This window comes from Roseovarius sp. MBR-6 (genome assembly GCF_040547525.1).
Lineage (GTDB): Bacteria > Pseudomonadota > Alphaproteobacteria > Rhodobacterales > Rhodobacteraceae > Roseovarius.
Genome location: NZ_JBEPPW010000011.1, coordinates 79,852 through 102,220 on the forward strand (window position 1 = coordinate 79,852; position 22,369 = coordinate 102,220).

22 protein-coding genes and 1 riboswitch are annotated in these 22,369 nt (G+C 66.4%); of the genes, 4 read left to right on the forward strand and 18 right to left on the reverse strand.

All coding sequences use genetic code 11. The annotated features are described in order from the left end of the window. Nucleotides 1-12 precede the first annotated feature (12 nt). Both ABIE57_RS13905 and ABIE57_RS13910 read right to left on the reverse strand, forming a co-directional pair. Nucleotides 13-1,305: a TolC family protein gene (locus ABIE57_RS13905; RefSeq protein WP_354539627.1), complete on the reverse strand. Its 1,293-nt coding sequence runs from the start codon at nt 1,303-1,305 to the stop codon at nt 13-15. A 75-nt stretch (nt 1,306-1,380) separates the two neighbouring features. Further along, entirely contained in the window at nt 1,381-5,157 is a 3,777-nt protein-coding gene (locus ABIE57_RS13910; protein WP_354539628.1) for an Ig-like domain-containing protein, read from the reverse strand. A gap of 257 nt (nt 5,158-5,414) precedes the next feature. On the opposite strand from ABIE57_RS13910, the gene argE reads away from it, so the two are divergent. Beyond that, nucleotides 5,415-6,578, forward strand: a complete 1,164-nt coding sequence (gene argE, locus ABIE57_RS13915; RefSeq protein ID WP_354539629.1) for an acetylornithine deacetylase — start codon at nt 5,415-5,417, stop codon at nt 6,576-6,578. 14 nt (nt 6,579-6,592) lie between these two features. On the opposite strand, the gene trmB is transcribed toward argE, so the two are convergent. The 9 genes from trmB to miaB form a co-directional block, all read right to left on the reverse strand. Next, nucleotides 6,593-7,306, reverse strand: a complete 714-nt coding sequence (gene trmB, locus ABIE57_RS13920; RefSeq protein ID WP_354539630.1) for a tRNA (guanine(46)-N(7))-methyltransferase TrmB — start codon at nt 7,304-7,306, stop codon at nt 6,593-6,595. A 43-nt stretch (nt 7,307-7,349) separates the two neighbouring features. Beyond that, entirely contained in the window at nt 7,350-8,516 is a 1,167-nt protein-coding gene (gene metK / locus ABIE57_RS13925) for a methionine adenosyltransferase (RefSeq protein ID WP_354539631.1), read from the reverse strand. A 5-nt stretch (nt 8,517-8,521) separates the two neighbouring features. After that, nucleotides 8,522-8,569, reverse strand: a riboswitch (SAM-SAH riboswitch). Between the two features lie 31 nt (nt 8,570-8,600). Continuing rightward, nucleotides 8,601-10,112 (reverse strand): apolipoprotein N-acyltransferase, encoded by a 1,512-nt coding sequence (gene lnt, locus ABIE57_RS13930; RefSeq protein ID WP_354539632.1) that lies wholly within the window; start codon nt 10,110-10,112, stop codon nt 8,601-8,603. After that, entirely contained in the window at nt 10,105-10,983 is an 879-nt protein-coding gene (locus ABIE57_RS13935) for a hemolysin family protein (protein ID WP_354539633.1), read from the reverse strand. The genes lnt and ABIE57_RS13935 overlap by 8 nt, the downstream gene beginning before the upstream one ends. Before the next feature lie 40 nt (nt 10,984-11,023). Continuing rightward, nucleotides 11,024-11,512: an rRNA maturation RNase YbeY gene (ybeY, locus tag ABIE57_RS13940; protein WP_354539634.1), complete on the reverse strand. Its 489-nt coding sequence runs from the start codon at nt 11,510-11,512 to the stop codon at nt 11,024-11,026. A gap of 3 nt (nt 11,513-11,515) precedes the next feature. Beyond that, nucleotides 11,516-12,487 (reverse strand): PhoH family protein, encoded by a 972-nt coding sequence (locus ABIE57_RS13945; RefSeq protein WP_354539635.1) that lies wholly within the window; start codon nt 12,485-12,487, stop codon nt 11,516-11,518. A gap of 159 nt (nt 12,488-12,646) precedes the next feature. Next, nucleotides 12,647-12,958 (reverse strand): hypothetical protein, encoded by a 312-nt coding sequence (locus tag ABIE57_RS13950; protein WP_354539636.1) that lies wholly within the window; start codon nt 12,956-12,958, stop codon nt 12,647-12,649. 12 nt (nt 12,959-12,970) lie between these two features. After that, on the reverse strand, nt 12,971-13,552 hold the full coding sequence (locus ABIE57_RS13955) for an OmpA family protein (protein WP_454281979.1): 582 nt from the start codon (nt 13,550-13,552) through the stop codon (nt 12,971-12,973). A gap of 169 nt (nt 13,553-13,721) precedes the next feature. Continuing rightward, nucleotides 13,722-15,047 (reverse strand): tRNA (N6-isopentenyl adenosine(37)-C2)-methylthiotransferase MiaB, encoded by a 1,326-nt coding sequence (gene miaB, locus ABIE57_RS13960; protein WP_354539637.1) that lies wholly within the window; start codon nt 15,045-15,047, stop codon nt 13,722-13,724. Between the two features lie 112 nt (nt 15,048-15,159). Between miaB and ABIE57_RS13965 the strand changes: the two genes are divergently transcribed. After that, nucleotides 15,160-16,035 (forward strand): glycosyltransferase family protein, encoded by an 876-nt coding sequence (locus ABIE57_RS13965; protein ID WP_354539638.1) that lies wholly within the window; start codon nt 15,160-15,162, stop codon nt 16,033-16,035. A 50-nt stretch (nt 16,036-16,085) separates the two neighbouring features. On the opposite strand, the gene ABIE57_RS13970 is transcribed toward ABIE57_RS13965, so the two are convergent. The 7 genes from ABIE57_RS13970 to ABIE57_RS14000 form a co-directional block, all read right to left on the reverse strand. After that, a complete protein-coding gene (locus ABIE57_RS13970; protein WP_354539639.1) occupies nt 16,086-16,472 on the reverse strand; it encodes an ExbD/TolR family protein in 387 nt (128 codons plus the stop codon). Next, nucleotides 16,472-16,852, reverse strand: a complete 381-nt coding sequence (locus ABIE57_RS13975; RefSeq protein WP_354539640.1) for a biopolymer transporter ExbD — start codon at nt 16,850-16,852, stop codon at nt 16,472-16,474. The genes ABIE57_RS13970 and ABIE57_RS13975 overlap by 1 nt, the downstream gene beginning before the upstream one ends. Next, nucleotides 16,845-17,498, reverse strand: coding sequence for a MotA/TolQ/ExbB proton channel family protein (locus ABIE57_RS13980; protein ID WP_354539641.1), 654 nt, complete (start codon nt 17,496-17,498; stop codon nt 16,845-16,847). Before ABIE57_RS13980 ends, ABIE57_RS13975 begins: the two co-directional genes overlap by 8 nt. Next, nucleotides 17,495-17,929, reverse strand: a complete 435-nt coding sequence (locus tag ABIE57_RS13985; RefSeq protein WP_354539642.1) for a hypothetical protein — start codon at nt 17,927-17,929, stop codon at nt 17,495-17,497. The genes ABIE57_RS13980 and ABIE57_RS13985 overlap by 4 nt, the downstream gene beginning before the upstream one ends. A 166-nt stretch (nt 17,930-18,095) precedes the next feature. Continuing rightward, the gene (locus ABIE57_RS13990) at nt 18,096-19,283 is read right to left on the reverse strand and encodes a TonB family protein (RefSeq protein WP_354539643.1); all 1,188 of its coding nucleotides are present in this window, start codon (nt 19,281-19,283) and stop codon (nt 18,096-18,098) included. A gap of 377 nt (nt 19,284-19,660) precedes the next feature. After that, nucleotides 19,661-20,185 carry a free L-methionine (R)-S-oxide reductase MsrC gene (gene msrC, locus ABIE57_RS13995; RefSeq protein ID WP_354539644.1) on the reverse strand — a complete coding sequence of 175 codons (525 nt, stop codon included), beginning with the start codon at nt 20,183-20,185 and terminating at the stop codon, nt 19,661-19,663. Between the two features lie 102 nt (nt 20,186-20,287). Then, nucleotides 20,288-21,460, reverse strand: a complete 1,173-nt coding sequence (locus ABIE57_RS14000) for a thiolase family protein (RefSeq protein ID WP_354539645.1) — start codon at nt 21,458-21,460, stop codon at nt 20,288-20,290. A gap of 93 nt (nt 21,461-21,553) precedes the next feature. Here ABIE57_RS14000 and ABIE57_RS14005 point away from each other — a divergent pair, with 93 nt between their 5' ends. Then, complete coding sequence (locus tag ABIE57_RS14005; RefSeq protein ID WP_354539646.1) at nt 21,554-21,892, forward strand: STAS domain-containing protein; 339 nt, start codon at nt 21,554-21,556, stop codon at nt 21,890-21,892. A gap of 31 nt (nt 21,893-21,923) precedes the next feature. Continuing rightward, nucleotides 21,924-22,367, forward strand: a complete 444-nt coding sequence (locus ABIE57_RS14010) for an ATP-binding protein (protein WP_354539647.1) — start codon at nt 21,924-21,926, stop codon at nt 22,365-22,367. Nucleotides 22,368-22,369 lie beyond the last annotated feature (2 nt).

Consider the following 22,369-nt stretch of genomic DNA (forward strand, 5'->3'; position numbering starts at 1 on the left):
CGGGCGCGTCGGTCACATCCGGCTCCCGTCCGCCAGAACCCCCAGATGCGCCGCAAGCTCCAGCCGCGCGCGCGCCAGTTCGTATTTCAGCGCCAGCGCCCGCGCCTGCCGCTCGGCAAAGGTTTCATAAACGCCGACCACATCCATCACCTGCCGCTGCCCGCCGTCATATTGCCGCTGGAAGAGGTCCAGGTTGGCGCGCGCCTGATCGCGCAACGCGCCCGCCTCGATGGCCTGCCGCGTCAGCGCGTCAAGCCGCGCATCCAGACGCCGCACCACCCGGTCGCTGTCCTCTGCGGCCTGCGCGCTCCGCCGCGTGGCGGCCTCCTTTTCGGCCTCGAGCGCGCGCAACTCCGCGCCGGTGCCGAGGCCCCAAAGCTGTTCGGTGCGCAGCCGCACCGCGAAATCCGTGCTGCCGCCGCCCACCGTGCCGCCCGCGACCACGCCGGGCAGGAACCCCGCCCGCGCCACCATCGCTTCGGCCACATCGCGCTCGGCCTCGGCCTCGGCGCGCAGGACCGACAGCGCAACCGGCCCCTCGGCCACGCGCACCTCGCTCAGCCCGCGCACCCCGTCCATGGGCCGCGCCGCCATCGCCGCCAGTTCGGCCAGCGCCGTGCGCTCGGCCTCGGCTTGCGCGGCCATCACCTCGCGGATCTCGGCCAGCCGCGTGCGCAGCACCGTCAGGTCCGAGACATCCGACACGCCGCCCTTGACGCGCTCGGACATGATCCATTCGAAATGCGCCATATCCTCAAGCGTCTGCGCCTCAAGCGCGCGGCGCTCGCGTGCCTGCTCGGCCTCGAGATACAGCGTGAGGCCCGACAGAACACGGTTGTTCACATCCTGCGACAGCGTCACCGCCGCCACCTCCACATCCGCGGCGGCAAAGGCGCGCTCGGCCTTCTTGCGTCCATTGTCAAAAAGGACCTGCTCGATAATGAGCTGGCCCACCACGTCGCTCAGGCTGGTGAGGCTGATATTGGGCCCGATCCTGGGCAGCCAGTTCTTGGATGCGGCCTCGGCACGCAGGCGCGCGCTCAGGAGATCGGATTCGGCGCTGCGGCTGTAGCCGTCGAGCACCGCGCGCGCCACCTCGTGGAAACTGCCGCCCTCGGGCAAGGCCGAGCGCCGTGCCCGCAGATCGTTGATGAGCGGTGAGGCCTCGCCTTGCAGGGCGCGCACGCTGTCCGGGCCCGCACCAAAGCGCGAGACCTCCGCGCCACCGCCGCTGCCTGCCCCAAGACAGCCCGCCAGCATCAGGCATGTGCCCGCCGCCGCCAGACCTCTTGCAACCCTCACCATACCCTGCCCCCTGACCGCTTCGGGCCTGTCATTGGAGGCGCGCCGCCCATCCGCACGGCGCGCCCCGGTATCGTCTCAGGTGACAACCTGGATGTCGCTGTCCACAACCACCGTGGCATCGTTGCCCAGCGTGTAGATGTCAAAGCTCTGGCCATCCACCGTGGTCGCGCCCTGCGCCTGCGCGCCGGTGATCGTCACGCGGTCATCCGCCCCGCCCTGCACCAGCACGGTATCGCCATTCTCCGACAGCGCCCGGATCTGCGCCTCGGTCAGGGTCAATTGCGCCTGATCCCCGAACCGAAGGTCGATGGTCTCGATATTGAACGCGCCCAGATTGGGGTTGGCGACATTGACCACCTGCGTCGCGGTCTCATCAAGCACCACATAGGTCGAGGCGGCGTTGCCCCCAGCATCCGTCGCCGTCACCACAAGCTGCGAGCCGTCCGGGATGGCCTGCGGCCGCCCGGCACCGTCGAGAAAGAAATAATCCGTCTCGCCGGTGAACGGGTTGTCCTGCACGCCAAGGTCAAGCTCGTTCACCGCCCCGCCCGCATCGACCCGGTGGATGGAAATCGCGTCATCGCCGGTCTCGACCGTGGCATTGCGATAGCCGTTGCCCTGCCGGAAATAACCAACGATCCCCGGCGTGTCCGGCGCGATCATGTCGAGCGTGAACCCGTCATTGATCACCGCCGTATTCCCGGCCCAGTCGGTCGCGGTCACGACCATCCCGACCGAGCCCTCGGTCACCGGCACCTCGCCCGCGGGCACCACCAATGACCAGTTGCCGACACCATCCACCACCGCATCATAGAGCCCGCCAAAGACCGCGACCTGTGCGGTCGATCCCGCCTCCACGCGCCCCGTGAGCGTCAGACCCGATGCCGCCTCGGAGAGGTTCACGACATTATCCGCTGTCACCGGCCCGGCATGGTCAAGCCGGTTCACCAGCGTATCGACCTGCACCGTATCGCTCAGCGTCGCGGTGTTGCCCGCGCGGTCCGTGACCTCCACCAGAAGGCCCGCCACCCGCTCGCCCGACGCGATTTCACCCGGCCCGAACCGCGCGGTCCAGTTGCCCGCCGCATCGACAACGGCCTCATGGCGCACCCCGTCGATGGTGATGAACACCCGGCTGCCGGGCTCTATGGTGCCGGTCACGTTGAAACCGCCGGTGGCGATGTCGTTGTTGATCACGTCGCGCCCATCCGCCCCGATGGCGATATTGAGATCACGCAGGCTCAGGTTCTCGACCACCGTATCGACGTGCGCCGTGCCCTCGACCCGCGCCTCGTTGCCCGCCGCATCGACGGTGCGCGCAGTCACGACCGGATCATGGGTGCCGCGTGTGATCTCGCCGCTGGCATAGGTGCTCTGCCACCGGCCCGCGCCATCGGCGATGACCGTATGCTCCACCCCGTCCAGGCTTACGATGACACGCGCGCCCGGATCGGCCTCGCCGGTGACGCGCACGCCCGCATCCGCTTCGGCGGCGTTGATCACCCCGTCCCCGCCGATCGAGGCGGCGTTGAGCGTGAGATGCCCGGCTTCGGTATCCACGAGGATCGGCAGGCGCAACTCGGACGTGTTGCCCGCCGCGTCCGTGGCCACCGCAACCGCATCCTGGCCATAGGTGCCGCCGGGGATCTGCGCGCCGGTGAACGTGGCGCTCCAGGTGCCATCGGCACTCACCACGGCATTGACCTGCGATCCGGCAAAGCTCACCACCACGCTCGATCCCGGCTCGACCCGCCCGTTGAGCGTAAAGCCGCCGCCCTGTTCGGCGGCGTTGATCACGCCGTCCGCGCCACCCGGCGTGCCTTGCAAGGTGAAATCGCGCACCTCGGTATCGATCCGCACCGTGCCATTGACCTCGCTGCGGTTGCCTGCCGCGTCCACGGTCATGGCCCGAACCGGCGCATCATATTCGCCCCGCGCGATCCGGCTACCGTCGAAACCGGCGGTCCAGTTGCCCGCGTCATCGGTGACCACCGTGCGGGTCATCCCTGCAAAGCTCACCTCGACCACCGCCCCCGGTTCGGAGGTGCCGGTCACGGCCACAGAGCCGCCCGTCTCGGCAAGGTTCACGACCCCGTCGCCGCCGACCGCGCCCGCGTTGAGGCCAAGCGCATTGGGGTCGGTATCCACCGACACCGCCTGCCGCAACTCGCTGACGTTGCCGGCCGCGTCGGTCGCCACCGCGACCACCTCGCCGCCATAGGTGCCAAGCGGGATCTGGCCCGCCCCGAACGTCGCCGTCCAGGTGCCATCGGCGCTCACCACGGCAGTCACCTGCGACCCCGCAAAGCTCACCACCACGTTCGATCCCGGCTCCACCCGGCCCGACATGACAAAGCCCTCGGGCTGCTCGGCGGCGTTGATCACGGCATCCGCACCACCCGGATTGCCAACCATCTCGAAGCGGTTGACCAGCGTATCGACGTTGAAACTGCCGCTTGTGCTGCTCTCGTTTCCGGCGGCATCGACCGTATGCGCCGTCACCGTGGCAAGATACTCGCCCGCAGGCAGGCTGCCCGCCTCGTAGATCGCCGTCCAGGTGCCATCCGCGCCGGTCGTGACCTCACGCGCCACGCCCTCGACGCGGACCGTCACCACCGCGCCCGGCGTCGATGTGCCGGTGACCGACACCCCGCCTGCGGCCTCGGTGAAATTCACCACGCCATCGCCACCGACCGCGCCACCGTTGATCGTGATCGGGTGCGGCACCGTGTCGATGATCACTTGTTCGGTCACCACCGTGGAGTTGCCGAAACTGTCGCGCGCCGTGACCTCGACCGAGACGTCACGCTCGCCTCCCGGCACGTCGGCGGGGTCGAACACCACCTGCCAGCGGCCATCGGCCCCCACCACCGTCTCGGCGCGCGCGCCCTCGATGACCACGGTGATCGCGGCACCCGCCTCGCCGGTGCCGCCGATCTCGACGCCATCGCCGTGATCCACCAGATTGACGACATGTCCGCTCGCCGCCGTCCCCTCATCCACGCTGACCGCAGGCGGGGTCAGGTCGATCTCCACCGCCGGGCCATCGAGCACCGTCTCGCGGCCGTCCGGCTCGGTCACAATCACCGTGACATCATGCAGCCCGTCGGACGGGAAATTTCCGCCCGAAAACTCCGCAACCCAGTCGCCATTCTCATCGGCCGCCACCGTCACCTCACGGTCGCCGACCGTCACCACAACCTCGGAGTCGGGCTCGGCCCGCCCGGTGATCGTGACCGAAGGGTCAACAACCTCGTCACCGCCGATGACGATCGGCCCCGGCTCATTCACCGACGGCTCGATCCGCTCACGCCCGCCGCCGCCGCCGCCGCCACCGCCGCCGCCAACCAGCGCCGCCGCCCCAAGGCCCGCGGCCCCCGCCGCACCGGCCCCCAAGAGACCGCCCCCGCCCAGGAGCGCCGCGCCCAGCATCGACACGTCCTGATCCGATGTCACCGCCGCCACATCGCTGCCGCCAAGGAAAATCAGCTCGTCATCAGGGCTCCACTTGCCCCATTGCGCCGTCGGTCCATACTGCGCATAGACGGCCCCATCGACCCCCTCGATCAGCGTCACCTCGTTGAGATAGCCGTCGGCGCTGATGAAAAGCCGGCTCTCCGCCTGCCCGCCCGCACCATAATACCCCTCCAGCACCACGATCCGCCCGTCCGAGAGCGAAATCACGAGGTTCTGGCCATCGCGGCTGTAGCCACCGATTTCCGTCTGCCGAAGATTCAGGGAAATTTCCTGGCCGCTCCCGGCGGGAATGACGGTCACACCGTCCTGCCCCGGAACCGAACCATGGCTTGAAATGCCCGCATTTGTGCGGACGACATAATCAATCGCCTTCATGACACCACCACTCTTGCCTCAGATACACGCGCAATTTCGCGCTTTTTATGTGGGCTCAAAATAGCCATATTTGCCCGATCTCGCCAGAGTTTTGTTCGTCGTCTGAACCATTTTCGCGTTTTTCGCGCTCTGGTTGTCGTTTGGTGCCGCCAGGGCCGCTAACCTGAGTCCATTTTGCAACAGGGTGCCGCGCGCGCCTCTTGACGTGGCCGCCCCGGCTTTCCACTCTGCGACAGTCATCAATGTCCCGAGGGTCCATGCGCACGCATCTTGCCGATACCGTCTCGCTCCTGCGCGACCTCATCGCCTTCCCGACCATCTCGGAGGTCAGCAATCTCGACATGATCGCCTATCTTGCGCACCGGCTCGAAAGCTGCGGCGCGCGGGTCGATATCTTTCACGACGAGATCGGCCACAAGGCCAACCTCTTCGCCACCATCGGCCCCGAGGTGGATGGCGGTATCGTGCTCTCGGGTCATTCCGACGTGGTGCCGGTGGCCGAACAGGACTGGGCCACCCACCCGTTCGAGCTGGCCGAGGAGGGCGGGCGGCTCTACGGGCGCGGCACCTGCGACATGAAGGGCTTCATCGCCGCCGCCGTGGCCATGGCCCCGCTCTTCGCCGAGAAGGTGCGCGCGCGCCCCGTCCATTTTGCCTTCACCTATGACGAGGAAGTGGGCTGTTTCGGCGCGCAGGCCCTGGTCGAGAGCCTGCGCGCCCGTGGCCTGCGCCCCGGCGTGGCGATCATCGGCGAGCCGACCATGATGCGCGTGATCGAGGGGCACAAGGGCTGCTATGAATACACCACCCGGTTTCACGGTCAGGCGGGCCACGGCTCTGCCCCCGACCGGGGCGTGAACGCGGTCGAATACGCGGTGCGCTATGTCAACCGCTTGCTGGAACTGGCCGAGGCGCTGCGCGCCCGTGCGCCCGCCAGCAGCCGGTTCGATCCGCCCTGGACCACGATCAACACCGGCTCGCTCAAGGGGGGCGTGGCCCATAACGTCATCGCCTCCAACGCCGCCGTGGAATGGGAAATGCGCCCGGTGCAGGCTGTTGATGCGGCGTTCGTCAAGGAGGACCTGCGCCGCTATTGCGAGGAAATGCTGCTGCCGCGGATGCGCGCCATCTGCCCCGAAGCCGAGATTGTGACCGAGGTGATCGGCGAAGTGGACGGGCTGGAGCCGACCACCCTCAACGAGGCCCGCGATATCCTGCTGGAACTCACCGGCGCGAACGGGGCCGATCTCGTGCCCTTCGGCACCGAGGCGGGGCTTTTCCAGAGCTACGGCATGTCGGCGGTGGTCTGCGGCCCCGGCTCCATCGACCAGGCGCACAAGCCCGACGAATACGTGGCGCTCGACCAGTTGCAGCACTGTCTCGACATGCTGGGACGGCTTGGAGACAAGCTGGCAGCGTGACGCGCCCGCCAGTCTCAGGTTTTGCGGAAGGTCAGGTACTGCGGCGCGCGGCCCTCTTGCAGGGCTTTTTGCTCATAGCGCGTTGAAATCCAGTCACTCCACGGAGCGCGCCAATCGGCAGGCCCCTCTGCCAGCCATTCGAACCCGTGGCGCGGCACCTCTTCGAGGGTCTGGCGCACATAGTCGGGAATATCCGTGGCCACCCGAAGAATACCTCTTTTTTTCATGATCCTGGAAAGCGGAGTCAAATAACCCCCGGTGACGAAACGCCGCTTGTGATGGCGCTTTTTCGGCCATGGATCCGGGTAGAGCAGAAAGCTGCGCGAGATCGATCCCTCGGGCAGGACATCGAACATGTTGCGGACATCGCCGGGATAAACCGCTATGTTTTTCGCCCCCGAGGCCCGGATCTTGCCGAGGAGCATCGCCACCCCGTTGATGTAGGGTTCGCAGCCGATGATCCCCACATCGGGGTTGGTCACGGCCTGATGCACCATATGCTCGCCACCGCCGAACCCGATCTCGAGCCATATCTCCCGGTCTCCGAAATACTCTTTCAGATCAATGGGATTTCGGTCGGGATTGACGTCCCAATCAACCGCACCGGGCGAGAGCGCACAGAGGTCCTCGTCCAGCCACGCCGCTTGGCGTGGCTTCAGGGTCTTGCCCTTGAACCGCCCGTGAAAATTGCGCCAGGGCGCGCCGGTGGGGTGCTTGCGATCACTCATGATACCTAAAGTGGCGCGCGAAGTTCGCGCGCCAAAACCTTGATCAGACGGCTTTTTTCAAAGCTTCGACAAGATCGGTCCGCTCCCACGAAAACCCGCCATCGGCCTCCGGCGCGCGCCCGAAATGGCCATAGGCGGCGGTGCGCGCGTAGATCGGTTTGTTGAGGTCCAGATGCTCGCGAATGCCGCGCGGGGTCAGGTCCATGCAGTCGGCCACCGCTTTTTCAATCGCGGATTCATCCACTTGCCCGGTCCCGTGCGTATCCACATAGATCGAGAGCGGCTTGGCCACGCCGATCGCATAGCTGACCTGAAGCGTGCAACGTTGCGCCAGCCCCGCCGCCACCACGTTCTTGGCGAGATAGCGTGCCGCGTAAGCCGCTGATCGGTCGACCTTTGTCGGATCCTTGCCCGAAAACGCGCCGCCGCCATGCGGGGCCGCGCCACCATATGTGTCTACGATGATCTTGCGCCCCGTGAGGCCCGCATCGCCGTCCGGTCCGCCGATGACAAAAGTCCCCGTCGGGTTCACATGCCATTCGGTATGCTCCGTAAGCCATTCTTTCGGCAACACTTCCCGAATATACGGCTCGACGATGGCGCGGATGTCGTCGCTCGTCTGCGCCTCGTCCGAGTGTTGCGTCGAGAGCACGAGTTGCGTCACCTCGACCGGCTTGCCACCCTCGTAGCGCAGCGTCAGCTGTGATTTGGCATCGGGTCCCAACGTCTTTTCGATACCCGATTTTCTCACCTCGGCCAACCGCTTGAGAATGGCGTGGGCATAGAGGATCGGCGCGGGCATGAGTTCGGGCGTCTCATCGACCGCATAGCCGAACATGATCCCCTGATCGCCCGCCCCGTCGCGGTCCACCCCTTGGGCGATATGCGCCGACTGAGGATGAAGCATGTTGTGCAACTGCAAGGTATTCCAGTGAAATTCTTTCTGTTCATAGCCGATGTCACGAACGCACTCCCGCACGATCCCGTCGATCCGGCCCATGAATTCCGCAAGGCGCGACTTGTCGGACAGCCCGACCTCGCCGCCCACCACCACGCAATTGGTGGTGGCGAACGTCTCGCAGGCGACCCGCGCATTGGCCTCTTCGCTCAGAAATGCGTCGAGGACCGCATCCGAAATCCGGTCACAGACCTTGTCCGGGTGCCCCTCCGAAACGGATTCGGAGGTGAAAAGATAGTTCTGTCGTGCCATGAAAACGCTCCGTTGGATACATCCGTCACGCCAGGAAGCCGTTGTGACGGGATTGGCGCTCGATACGCCCACGCACCCCGCGCGTCAATCGCCAACTGTGCGCGCGCGCCGCCTGTTGCGCCAGAGTGACAATGCCAGCAAAAGAACATGGAAAACCAGCATCGGAGCGTCCCCAAGCCGCGCATAGACCGTCTCGGGCAAAGGCGGCGGCAGGGCTGCGTCGCGCCAGCCCGCCTCTCCCAGCGGGATCCACTCGGTAAGCTTGCCGGTCGCGTCGATCATCGCCGAAACGCCGGTATTGGCGACCCGGATCATCGGCAGGCCCATTTCGGCGCTGCGCAAACGCGCCTGGGCAAGGTGTTGATACGGCCCGGAAACCTTCCCGAACCAGGCATCGTTGGTTATGAGCAGGATCATATCCGCCCGCCCCGGCGCTGCCCGCAGATCGCGCGCGAACACGCTTTCGTAGCAAATGAGCGGCAGCGCCCGCCCAAGCGGCCCGAGATCGAGAAGCCGCGCGCCCGGACCCGAGGAATAGCCCTGCCCCTCATTCGACGCGAGACCGTAGATACCCAGACTGCCGAGAAAATCCCCGAAAGGCATGAACTCGCCAAAGGGCACGAGATGGTGCTTGTCGTAGACTTCGCTGACCACGCCACCGGGCTCGATCACCGCCAGTGAGTTGAAAACCCGCCGCCCTTCCGAGCGTTGGATCCCCAGCACCACCGGCGCGCCCCGCGCAGAGGCCGCCACCGCCTCAAGCGTCTCGCCCGCGTTCTCGAGCCAGACCGGCACCGCCGTTTCCGGCCAGACCACCAGATCGGGCACAGCGCCCGCCGCCGTAAAGGCGCGTTGGCGGTCAAAGAAAAGCTGAACCTTGTCGGGGTCCCATTTCTCGTGCTGCGCGGCATTGGGCTGGATGAGGCGCACCACCCGCGCGCCCGCCTCTGCCCCCGCTTCAGGCGTGAGCGCGGCCCCCAACGGCCAGAGCGCGGCCAGCCCGCCAAGCGCCAGCGCGCCGCGCCCCCGTTGCCCCGCCACCACGTGCCAGAGCGCAACCCCCGCCCCCAGAACGAGCACGAGCAGCCCCGGCGCGCCCAGATACGACGCCCAGTGCAACAGCGGCGTGTCGATCAGCGCGTGACCCGCCTGCGCCCAGGGAAACCCTGTGAAAAGCCAGCCGCGCGCTATCTCGGCCAGACCCAGTCCGGCCACGAAACCTGCCGCTCCTCCGCCCAAGGCGCGGGCGAGGGCCAGCCCCGCCCCCCAGAAAAGCGCCATGCCCGCTGCCAGCCCCAGAAGCGCGAACGGCGCCATCCAGCCATGGCGCGCGGCATCGACCATGAACGGCTCGGTGATCCAGTGCAGCGCCAGCAGGAAATGCCCCGTGCCCACCATCCAGCCAAGCACCGCCGCCCCGCGCCAACCCTGCGCCCGCCGGTAAAGTCCGTAAAAAGCAGCCATCCCGACAACCGTCAGCGGCCAAAGGCCCCACGGGGCCTGCCCAAGCGCCGCCAGCGCCCCCAAACCCCAGTAGAGCGTCAGGCGTCCCGGCCAGGACCAGCGCGCTGCCCGCGCCAGCACCGCCTCAGCCATGCGCCGGGGCCTTGAGCCGCACACGCACACGCTTGATGCGGCGCGGATCGGCCTCGACCACCTCGATGGTCGGCCCGGCGGGATGCTCGATCACCTCGCCGCGCACCGGCACCCGCCCCAGCAGCATGAAGACCAGCCCGCCCAGCGTGTCGATTTCTTCCTCGTCCACCTCGTCGGCTTCTGTCAGCGACAGGCCGATCTCGGCCTCGAACTGATCGAGCGGCGTGCGCGCCAGCGCCACGTAACAGCCCGGCGCCTCCTCGGTCCAGAGCGCATCCTCGTCGGTGTCGTGCTCGTCCTCGATCTGGCCCACCACTTGTTCGATCAGGTCCTCGATGGTCACAAGCCCGTCCACCCCGCCATATTCGTCGATCACCAGCGCCATATGCCGCCGCTCTGCCTGCATTTTCTGCAACAGAACCCCGATGGGCATGGACGGGGGCACAAACAGCAGCGGTCGCAACATCTTGCGCAGCGCAAAACCCGCCCCCTTGCCGTTGAACCCGTGCTTGAGCGCGAAATCCTTGAGGTGGATCATGCCAAGCGGCGAATCGAGGGTGCCCTCGTAGACCGGCAGGCGCGTCATGCCGCTCTCGCGGAACACCTGCACCAGATCGTCGATCCCGATATCGACCGGAACGGCGACAATCTCGGCGGTGGGGATGGCCACATCCTCCACGGCCATGTCGCGCAGATTGCCCATGCCGGGCACGGGGCTGCCAAACGTGCCCGCCCCGTCCTCGCTGTCATCCTGCGGGTTGAAGATGCCGAAAACCCGGCGGAAAAACCCGCCCGTTTCCTCGGTCCCGGTCATGTCCTCCGGCTGCGCGCGTTGCGCCGCAGTAGGAGATCCGTCGCTACTCTCGCCCATCCATCTCTTCTCAGGTGCCGGGGTCCTGCCCCATCATGTGCTAATATGGGTCACGAACACCCAGTTTGCCAAGTATCGCCACCTCGGTTGCCTCCATCAGCGTGGCATCCGGGTCACGGATGTGGTCATAGCCCAGCAGATGCAGCACCGCGTGAACGGTCAGATGCGTGACATGATCGGCGAATGGACATCCCGCCTCCGCCGCTTCACGCGCGCAGGTGTCATGGGATATGGCAATATCACCGAGAAAGCCATCCTCCCCCGGCTCCGGCGGCACAGGTCTGTCGCCTGCGCGCGCGGGCGACAGATCCTCGGCGGGCCAACTCAATACATTGGTGGGCGCGGGCTTGCCCCGGAACTCGGCGTTGAGCGTGGCAATGCGGGTGTCATCGCAGGCCAGAAGGCTGATTTCCCAGTCGCCGGGCACCAGACCCAGATGCGCCAGTGTCGCCTCTGCCGCGCGCGCCGCCAGCGCCTCCAGCCCCGCCGCCCGCCAGCGTTCGTCCTCGATCATCACCTCGACGGGCATGGCCTAGCCATCCGCCTCATATGCCTCGATGATCGCGGCCACCAGCGGGTGGCGCACAACGTCCTTCGCGGTGAAATAATTGAAACTGATCTGCGGGATATGCGTCAAAAGCCGCTCGGCATCCGCCAGCCCCGAGGGCACCCCGCGCGGCAAATCAATCTGCGTGCGGTCGCCGGTGATGACCATGCGCGAGCCTTCGCCCAGACGGGTGAGAAACATCTTCATCTGCATGGATGTCGCGTTCTGCGCCTCGTCGAGCACGACAAAGGCATTGGCCAGCGTGCGCCCGCGCATGAAGGCCAGGGGCGCGATCTCGATGCGCTTTTCCTCGATCAGCTTCTGCACCTGCTTGCCGGGCAGGAAATCGTTCAGGGCATCATAGAGCGGCTGCATGTAGGGATCGACCTTGTCCTTCATGTCGCCGGGCAGATAGCCCAGTTTCTCGCCCGCCTCCACCGCCGGACGGCTGAGGATGATCCGGTCGACATGGCCCTCGATGAACATGTTCACGCCGACCGCCACGGCCAGATAGGTCTTGCCGGTGCCCGCAGGCCCGATGCCAAAGGCCAGTTCATGCGCGAAGAGCGATTTGACATAGGCTTTCTGCGCCTCGGTGCGCGGCTCCACGAGCTTCTTGCGTGTCTTGATCTCGACCGAGGAGCCGCGAAACATCTCAAGCTGATCACCGTCAAGGGTGCCTGTGTCCTCACCTCCGCCCATGCGCAATTCACGGTCCACATCGCCGCGCTCCACCGATTTGCCGGCCTCGAGCCGCGCATAAAGCGCCTCCAGAACCGCCACCGCCGCCTGAACCGCGCCGTCCTCACCCAGCACCGCAAGCTGATTGCCACGCCGCACGATCTGAACCGCCAGGACGCGCTCGATCTCGGCAAGGTTGCGGTCATATTCGCCGCACAGGTCGATCAGGAGCTTGTTATCGGGAAACTCGACCGCAGCCTGATGCATCGCGGTCATGTCGGGGGCGGGGGGCGGTGCGCTGGTTCCCAAACAAATCTCCCAGAGTCGGATGTCTGTCCCACAGTGCCAATATGCGCCGCGCGGCGCAAGCGTGGGAGCGGAAAAAGAACGGGGCGCGCCTGCGCCCCGTTCTCGTCATCCCTCGCCATGCCATTCTCAGAGCGTATCGGCGATCCGGCTGCCCTTCTTGAACGGCCCGGTCGCCACAGTGGGCGGGGCGATGCCCGAGCAGACCGGCTTGCCGTAGCGGTCCATCCGTGCCGAAAGATATCCCTCGACCCCGTCATCGATGATCCAGTGATCGCACCCGTTGGGATCGACCCAGATACCGGCCCGAAGCTGGCTCAGGTGCTTGCGGTCGGTGCCCCGGTCGAGGCTCTTGTCGGGACCGACGGTGCCGTGCCCACCTGTGCAGGCCGCCAGAAGCCCGACAACGGGCAGGGCAAAAACGATTTTGACAATGCTCATAGCAGGGACCCCTCAGCGCCAGCACATGATTTCGACACGGCGGTTTTCCGCCATGCCCGCGGCGGTATTGTTCGTCGCTCTGGGCATCCGCTCACCGTAGCCGCGCACGTCCGAGATGCTGGCACCGGTGCTGCGCGCGACCGACGCCACGGCATTTGCGCGGCGCAGCGACAGGCCCATGTTGTATTCATCCGAGGCGCGGCTGTCGGTATGTCCGACGATGGTATAGGACACGGCCCCGGCAGACTGGAAGAACTCTCGCAACCGCTGTTGTCCCGAGGGGCTGATCCGCGCGCTGTCGGTGGCAAAAAGCTGGTCGGTATTGACCACCCCGCACAGGTTCACCTCGCGGCAGACCGGAATGCCCTGACGGGTGACATGCGGGCTCATGTAGCCTTCGGCCCCGTCATCCATGACCCAGTGTTCACAGCCGTCCGGATCGATCCAGATCGTCGGGATATAGCGCTCACCCACCACGGTGCGTTGCCGCTGCTCCTGCGCCTGCGCCGTGCTGGCAACCGCCGAAAGCGCAAGCGCCCCGATGACAGCCGCGCCGACAAGACTGTGCAGAATATCAGACCGTTTCTTAGTCACTATCCCCGTCCCCCACTTCTTGAACGATATTCCCTTTCGGATCATCGTTATATCAAATGCAGGCCAAGTTTAACAAATTTGCCTTCGAAGTGAAGCAAATTCCACCAGATATTGTGGCGAGAGAGGAAACAATCTCTAGCGCGCCGCAAATTTGCCCCAATTGGCCGTCTCAGGCGGCGGGGATTCGGCCGCCAAGCGAGTTTGGCCCGCTCTCGACAATTTCCACCTGCATCAGATCACCCACGTTCAGGTTTCCGCCTGTCACATGCACTGCGTGCAGATGGTCGGATTTGCCCACCATCTGCCCCGGCATCCGACCCGGCTTTTCGAAAAGGACCCCCACGCGACGCCCCACCATCGCATCCTGAATGGCGCGTTGCTGGCGGGTGATCAGCGCCTGCAACCGGTGCAGCCGCTCGGATTTCTCGGCCTCATCCACCTGCGCGCGCTCCGCCGCCGGGGTGCCGGGGCGGGTGGAATATTTGAACGAGAACGCCTGCCCGTAGCCCACGGCCTCGATCAGATCGAGCGTGGCCTGGAAATCGGCCTCGGTCTCTTCGGGGAAGCCCACGATGAAATCGCCCGAAATGAGGATATCGGGCCGCGCCGCGCGGATGCGCTCGATCAGCCGCAGATAGCCCTCGGCGGTGTGCTTGCGGTTCATCCGTTTCAGGATGCGATCAGAACCGGACTGCACCGGCAGATGCAGATAGGGCATGAGCTTGGGGCATGTGCCATGCGCCTCGATCAGGTCATCGCTCATGTCATTGGGGTGACTGGTGGTGAAGCGGATGCGCTCCAGCCCGTCGATGTCATTCAAGGCCCAGATGAGCCGCGCGAGGCTCCAGTCGCCCCCCTCGCCCGCCCCGTGATAAGCATTCACATTCTGCCCCAGCAGGGTGATCTCGCGCACGCCCCGTTCCACCAGATCGCGCGCCTCTTCCAGCACGCGCGCGGCCGGGCGGCTCACCTCGGCCCCGCGGGTATAGGGCACCACGCAGAAGGCGCAGAACTTGTCACAGCCCTCCTGCACGGTCAGGAACGCGGTCGGGCCGCGCGCGGCCTTTGGTCGGTGGCGCAGGGTGTCGAACTTGTCCTCCAGCGGGAAATCGGTGTCGAGCGCCTTTTCCCCCGCGCGCAGCCGCGCCTCCATCTGCGGCAGGCGGTGATAGCTTTGCGGCCCCACCACCAGATCCACGAGCGGCTGGCGGCGCATGATTTCCGCCCCCTCCGCCTGCGCCACGCACCCCGCGACGCCGATTTTCAGATCGGGCTTTTCGTCCTTCAGCGCGCGGAACCGGCCCAGTTCCGAATAGACCTTCTCGGCGGCCTTCTCGCGGATATGGCACGTGTTCAGCAGGATCATGTCGGCATCCGCCGGATCCGTTGTTTCCACATAGCCCGCGCCGCCCATGGCCTCGGCCATGCGCTCGCTGTCATAGACGTTCATCTGACAGCCATAGGTCTTGATATAAAGCTTCTTCGGAGCCGCCATGCGCCCGCCTCCCGGCCTTGGGTTCAGGTCGCGTTCCTACATCACGCCCGCCCCCTCTTGCAATGCCCGCCGGGATTGGCGATTCTGCGGCAAACCGGTCAGGACGGATCACATGACGGCACCGACGCTCACCGCGTTTCTCGCGCAACCCGGCACGGCGCTCGCCAAGGGACCGGTGGCCATGGTCTTTGCGGAGGACACGACCGAGCTTGACTCGACGCTGCGCCACCACCTCGACCTGGGGTTCAAATCGGTGCTGTTCCTTGCGCCGGACGTTTTCGACGTGGCCCCGGATGTGGCCGGGGATCCGAGACTAACCCGCATCCGCCACGATCTTGCGGCGGGCGGCACGGTCACCGAGGCGGTCAACGCCGTGATCGACAAGGCCCCCGGCCTCTGGCTCTATTACTGCTACAACGCCGAATACCTGTTCTACCCGTTCTGCGAGACGCGCACCGTGGGCGAATTGCTGGCCTTTCACACAGAGGAACGGCGCGCCGCGATGCTCACCTACGTGATCGACCTCTACGCCCCCGACCTTGACCGCCACCGCAACGCGGTCTGCCTCGAAGAGGCGCATATGGACCGCTCGGGCTACTATGCGCTTGGCCGTCCCGATCCGGCCAACCACAACCACCCCCGCGAGCGGCAGCTTGATTTCTTCGGCGGGCTGCGCTGGCGCTACGAGGAACATATCCCCGCACACCGGCGCAAGATCGACCGCATCGCCCTTTTCCGGGCCGCACCGGGGCTGCGCCTGCGCGACGATGACACGTTCTCGGACGAGGAATACAACACCTATGCCTGCCAATGGCACAACAACCTGACCGCTGCGCTGGTCTCGTTCCGCACCGCCAAGGCGCTCAAGCGCAATCCCGGCTCCACCTTCGATATCCACAGTTTCAAATGGCACAATTCCGTGCCGTTCGAGTGGCATTCCCGGCAATTGCTCGATCTGGGGCTGATGGAACCGGGCCAATGGTTCTGACCGCCGCATGTCTTGTCAGTTGCGCGCAAACCTGCCGCACCTGACGGGGATCAGTCCAGCCCGCGTTCGGTGACGATCATGACGCGCGAGGCCCCTGACGCGCGCAGGTCGCGTGCCAGATCGACCAGGGTGATCGCAGACAAGGCCTTGTCGGGCACGATCCGCACCACGTCGCGCTCTTCCTCGGGGCGTGCGGCGTGGAAGGCCTGCGCCGAGGCGACGGGCGCGCCCCGATAGGTCAGCCGGCCGTCGGGGTGCACGACAAGCGTATCGGGCGGCGCACGGCCATCGAGATCGGACGTGCTCACGAGCCTCAGATCCCGGTCCATCGGCGGCGCAATGGTGCTTGCGACCATGAAAAAGACCAGCATCAGGAAAACCACATTGATCAGGGCAATCGTGGGCTCGATCCGCGAGCGATGTCTGGGTCTGCGCATCACGACCCCAACACGCTGATGCTGAGCCGGTCAATGCCGCGCAGGATGACAAGAACATCGGTCAGCCTCTGCGCCGTCACATCGACAGCCAGGCTGACGATCACCTGCAAGCCGTCCGCGTCGGGGGCCATGTCGGCGAATTGGTCCTTCAGGGCCCCCAGCCCGACCTCCTGACCGTTCACGCGCAGGCTCTCCTGCCCCAGTTGAAGAAAGCTCCGCCGCACGTCGGCCTTGTCGGCACCGCCCGCATTGGCGGAGGACAACTCCACCTCGGCAAAGCGCGAGAAGGTCGAGGACAGCATGAAAAACAGCAGCAAGAGGAAAATGACATCGATCAACGATGTCATGGACAGGCGCCGCCGCCGGGCCTGCCTACGCATGGGCGGGCTCCATCGCGGCTTGTCGGTCGGCCCCACGCTGACCCTGCGGGTGCAGGACGGCGGCAATCGCCCGTTCGGCAGTCACGCGCTCGGCATCCATGCGCCCCTCGAACCAACTGAGCACCATGGCCGTGGGCATTGCCACCGCAAGGCCCGCCGCCGTGGTCAGCAGCGCCACCCAGATACCGCCCGCCAGAAGCGACGGATCGACCTGCGCCCCGGCCTCCTGAAGCGACTGGAACGCGTCGATCATGCCCAGAACCGTGCCGAAAAGCCCCAGAAGCGGGGCAAGCTGTGCCACGCTGTCCAGCAGGCGAAACCCGCCCTCCAGCCGGGCGAAGCGCACCTCGGCTTCCGCCTCCAGCCGCTTGGCGTCTTGCGGCTCCGAGGAAAAGGCCATCTCGACCACAGGCGCAAGGTAGCTTCTGGATTGCCTGAGCGCGCGCAGGGCGGCGCTCCGGTCGCCCCGGTCCCAGGCGTTGACGGCCTCTTTCAGGGCCCGGTGCCGCCCCACCCCGACCGCGAAAAACTGCCATAGCTTGTAGAGGATGGTCGCCAGGGTCACGACCGAGACCGCCAGCAGGATCATCACGACCGGCCCGCCGAGATCGGCGACCCGACGCAGGCCTTCAAGAACCTGTGTCATCCGATCACCTCGATCCCGGTGCGCGTCCCGAGGATCAGCCCCGCCTCGCAGGCGTTCGCGGCCAGATCCGGGGCCTGACAGGTGTTGGCCCCGTTGATCAGGACGCGGCTCAGGCCGTCGCAGGTGACACCCGTGATGGTGAACTGACGCACCCGGGGGCGACCGGACGGCAGCGCGCCGAAATCGAACAGGGTCAGCCGCTCCACCTGACCGGCGCTGTCGAACAGCACGGTTTCATACACCGCCTTTTCGATCGGTCCGGCATGTCCGTTGGTCACCAGAAAACTCAGCGTGCAACTGCCCTCATTGGACTTCACCGCATTCAACTCGATCGCGACAGCCGCGCCCGCCCCCGCGTCCTGTGCCACCGCTCCGGTGGCAAAGCAAAGGCCGGCACCAAGCGCCACGCCCGCCAGTCGCATCATCTTCATCTGCATCTTCCTCATGTGATCGCACCGCCCCGACCAGTTGAGAGGCGCGGCGGTTGGCATGTCAAGCTCGGGTCTGCGGGCCACCCGCCGCGACCGGAATCGCCCCTTGCGCGCGGCGCCGGTTTGGTGCCCGGAGCGTCCGGGACTTGTGAATCCGTCCATGAGATCACCTTCTTTGATACGAGAAAACCATTGTCTGGCTGGTGCCATCCGGCGTTGGCGGGAACGGGGCGGCGCGCCTGACCTGAGCGGCAGCGGCACGCCTGATGTTCGGAGGGCCGGAACTGCTCAGGATATTGACCCAGGCCACAGAGCCGTCGGGATTGATCCCGAATGACACCTGCGCCGACCCGCGCGCCGAGGGATCGACGGCCGGAAAGCGGTTGAGCTGAACCAGAATCTGACCGGCGTAATTGCCCGAGATTGCATTGCCGGGGTTGCGCGACCCGCTGAAGCCGGTCGCCCCGGACCGCGCGGCCCCGCGACCGGCGGCAAACGGATCAATGCCGGTGCGCCTGTAGCTGGTCAGCGGGGATTCGATCGTCCGGTTCAGGCGCCCGCTTTGCGCGCCATCCCTCACACCTGCGGTCGCCATGGACGGCCGCTCCTTTGGCGGGCGCAAGGACGTTGTGACAACCGGGCCCGTTTCTTCCTCGCTGTCCTCGGCGGTCAGGGTCTCGGGGGTCTCGGGCGCGGGGGCGACCGCAATCTCCGACTGATCGGGCCGTAGCACCTCGGGTTCCGGGATGAGCGCGGGGCTTGCGGACGGGGCGGGCGCGGGCGCGACGGGCTGCACGGTTTCGGCGGTTGACAGGGGGGCTGCGTCGCTGTCCATCGGCTCCGCCGGATCGGGAGTTTCCACCTCTGTCCCTTCGGGTGCATCTGCCTGCGTCTCGGCCTCGGGCGGCGTGAGGACCGGCGCATCCGCGACGGTGTCATCCTCGCCGCCCGCTGGCTCTGCGGTGTCGGGTGCGGTCTCTGACACGGGCTCATCGCTCCCGGACGGATCGGCAGCGTCCGGTTCCACCACATCGACCGACCCGGTATCGGGCGCGAGGACATCCTGGGGATTGTCGGAGGCCACCAGCGCCTGGGTCGTGGGGGGGTCCTCGGTCACCGGTTCGGGTGGCGTCACCTCGGGTGGGTCGGGCACCGGGGCAGGCTCCGGCGCGGGAGACGCAGCCGTGGGTTCGGCCAGATCCTCGAAGGCGCTGCCGACATCGGCCAGTTCCGAACCGGCACCGTCTTCCGGGGCCGCCTGATCCTCGCTGGAGGTGACGCGCAGCCCCAGGCCGTGCAGAAGCAACGACAGCACAATGGCCACGACCGCAGCATAAATCGACCCCCTGATCATTCAGGCCGACGGGCTTTGGACAGAGTGGCGAGCACGGCCATGACCCACCAGAAAGACCCGGTGAGGTCTGGCAAGGGCAAGGCGGTGACACGACATGGTTGGTTTCCTTATCCGACCGACACCACGCGCCGAGACCATTCAGCGCACGTCAGGGTCCACCGGCCAGTGCCGTCTGAAGTTACCGCAACTATCCGCCCTGCGGTAGGGCATCCTACACGTTTGTGATATGGGGTCAGAACACCGGACGGCAACTCGGCCCTCTGCGCCCCTTTCACGGGCGCGACGGATACCGATGATCCGGCACAGGGATCGACAGCACCTGCACGCGCCTGATCCCGGTCACGCGGACCAAGGCGCGACGTGACGCGCCGCCGGTCCTATCCGGTATCCTCGCCCATCCCCCCGCGTCCCGCAGCCGGGACATCGGCCGCGCGTGGATCACTGCCCTGACGCATCCCGAACACCGATCGCAGGATCTCTGACAGCCCGGCCACGTCCCGCCCGTCGAAGGCCGCAGGCTGGTCGCTGTCGATATCGAGCACACCGATCAGCGCCCCCGCCGCATTCCACACCGGCAACACGATTTCCGAGCGCGTGGACGCAGCACAGGCGATATGGCCCGCGAACGCCTCCACGTCATCGACGAGTTGCACCTCGCCCGTGCGCGCCGCCGCCCCGCAGACGCCCCGCGAGAACGGGATCACAAGGCAACCATGCCCGCCCTGATACGGCCCGATCTTGAGCATTTCCGGCCCGGTCACCCGGTAGAACCCGGTCCAGTCGAACCGGTCATCGGCATGGTGCAACTCGCACACCACCGTGGCCATGAGCGCGACCTCGTCGCTCTCGCCCTCGGTCAGCGACAGGATCGCGCGGGTGGTGGCGGGGTAGTCGATACGCATCGGCGCGCTCCTCTCGAAGTGGGCGTGGAGGCCAGCCCCCACACGCAGGGTCAAGTGGGGGCCAGCCCCCACACCCCCGGGATATTTCAGGCCAGAAGAAACTCAGACCCGTTCGATGGCAATCGCCGTGCCCTCGCCGCCACCGATGCAGATGGCGGCAACGCCGCGTTTCAGCACCCGCTTTTCCAGCGCGTTGAGCAGCGTCACCATGATCCGCGCCCCCGAGGCCCCGATGGGATGGCCAAGCGCGCAGGCCCCGCCATTGACGTTCACCTTCTCGCGCGGCAGCCCCATTTCGTGCATGAAGGCCATGGGCACCACGGCAAAGGCCTCGTTCACCTCCCAGAGATCGACATCGCCCACGCCCCAGCCGAGGCGCTTGAGCAGTTTTTGCGCCGCCGGAACCGGCGCGGTGGTGAACCAGCCCGGCGCCTGTCCGTGGCTGGCATGGCCGAGGATGCGCGCGCGGATAGTGAGGCCGCGCGCCTCTGCCGTCTCGCGCGCGGCGATGACCAGCGCCGCCGCGCCGTCGCTGATCGAGCTGGAATTGGCCGCCGTGACCGTGCCGCCCTCGCGGAACGCCGGTCTGAGCTGCGGGATCTTCTCGGGGCGCGCCTTGGCGGGCTGCTCATCGGTGCTGATCGTCACCTCGCCCTTGCGCGTGCGAATCGTCACCGGCGCGATCTCTCCCTCGAACGCGCCCGATCTCTCCGCTGCAAGAGCCCCTTCCAGCGAGCCGAGCGCATAGGCGTCCTGCGCCTCACGCGTGAACTGGTATTTCTCGGCGCAATCCTCGGCGAAGGTGCCCATCAGGCGGCCCTTGTCATAGGCATCCTCCAGCCCGTCGAGAAACATGTGGTCGATCACTGCGGCATGGCCCAGCCGCGCCCCGCCGCGCATCTTGGGCAAGAGGTATGGCGCGTTCGACATCGATTCCATGCCGCCCGCGATCATCGTGTCTGCCTGGCCCAGCGCGATCTGATCAAAGGCCATCATCGCCGCCTTCATGCCTGAGCCGCACATCTTGTTGAGCGTGGTGGCGGGCACCTCCTCGCCCAATCCGGCCAGAAATCCGGCCTGCCGCGCCGGGGCCTGTCCCTGCCCCGCAGGCAGCACGCAGCCCATCAGGACCTCATCCACCGTAGCGGCGCGCGCATCCCTCAGCGCCGCCCGGATCGCCGCACCGCCCAGTTCCGCCGCCGGCACCCCGTCGAAATCGCCCTGAAAGCCGCCCATGGGCGTGCGCGCCGCCCCCGCGATCACCACTTCCCGCATTCTTGCCCCTCCTTGTGAAAACCTGGCCCGTGCTTACCGGATGGAAAGGAATCGGGTCTAGCCTTCCTTGTATTACTACGTAGCGGAGGCAGGATGAAACTCGAGGTAACCAGTCACGAAAAGGTGCGCATCATCACGGTGCCGGAGCCGCGCATCGACGCCGTCGGCGCACTCAGGTTCAAGGAGGCGATGCGCGCGGCCACCACCGACGGGCCCGATCATGTCGTGCTCGACCTCGGGCAGGTGCGCTTTGTCGATTCGAGCGGGCTTGGCGCGATTGTCGCGGCGATGAAACAGATGGGGGCCGGGCGCAGGCTCGATCTGGCGGGGCTCACGCCCGATGTGGCCAAGGTGTTCCGGCTCACGCGCATGGACACGGTCTTTGTCATCCACGAGGATGCCGAGGCCCCGCTGCGCCGCGCCACGGGCTGAGCGCGGCGCATCCACGCAAGAGGGGAGACAGATGGCGGAGGCGTTTCACCGGCGGATCGCGGCTGACGGCATGGCCGTGCGCGCCCTGCTGGCCGAGATACGCGGCTGGCTCTCTGGACGGGGTCTCGACGATGCCGCATGTGGCAAGATCGAGATTGTCCTGGCCGAGGCGCTCAACAACGTGGTCGAGCACGCCAGTCTGGACCCAAAGGACGAGATCGCACTCGACATGACGCTCGCACCGGACGGTGTCGGGGTGGACCTGCGCGATCGCGGCGCGCCCCTGCCCGGACTGACACCGCCCCGGGGCGATCCGCCGCCCCTCGCCGGGGACCGCGATACCCTGCCCGAGGGGGGATTCGGCTGGTTCCTGATTCGCACGCTGACGTGCGGGCTGCACTACGCGCGCGAGGGCGGGGAAAATCACCTGTCGCTCCGGTTTGCCCCCGAAAACAAGGCGGAACGCAACCCCTGAGA